Origin of the sequence: Apilactobacillus waqarii (assembly GCF_019061205.1) — a bacterium.
Taxonomy (GTDB): Bacteria; Bacillota; Bacilli; order Lactobacillales; family Lactobacillaceae; genus Apilactobacillus; species Apilactobacillus waqarii.
In genome coordinates this window covers 1-478 of record NZ_JAHQYH010000023.1, presented here as the reverse complement: position 1 = coordinate 478, position 478 = coordinate 1, and the positions used below count along the sequence as shown (strand labels likewise).

At 35.4% G+C, this 478-nt stretch carries 1 protein-coding gene; it reads right to left on the bottom strand.

Annotation, left to right across the window (positions count from 1 at the left end):
* Positions 1 to 132 precede the first annotated feature (132 nt).
* Positions 133 to 478: Clp protease/crotonase-like domain-containing protein (locus tag KTJ72_RS07020; protein ID WP_488153814.1), on the bottom strand; the 346-nt coding region annotated here is incomplete at its 5' end.

Sequence of the window (478 nt, the reverse complement as noted above, 5' to 3'; positions counted from 1 at the left end):
CATAGGAACACCTCATCAAATACCTTTTTTCTTTTATTATACTCCTTCAAAGCAAGAAAAATCCCCAGAAGTATAACTTCTGAGGACTTTGTCTTCAATCTGAGGCTGAGTAAATAACTCAGCCTTTTTCTATTAATATTTTCTAAAACGTTGGTAACGTTGTTCCAATAAATCCTCAAGAGATAATTGTGAGAGCACTTCTAACTCTGAAATTAAACTTGTCTTAATCATATCGACAATCTCACTTGAAAAATAACCATGTTCAGGGATTACTTTGTCTACAACTTCCATATGGTAAAGTTCTCCAGCAGTCATATTCATTAATTGTGCTGCTTCTGTTGTTCTTGTACCATCTTTCCATAAAATAGAGGCAAAGCCCTCAGGACTTAAAATAGAATAAACAGTATGTTCCAACATCCAAACCTTATCGGCAACAGCTAAAGCTAATGCTCCTCCAGAACCCCCTTCACCAATAATA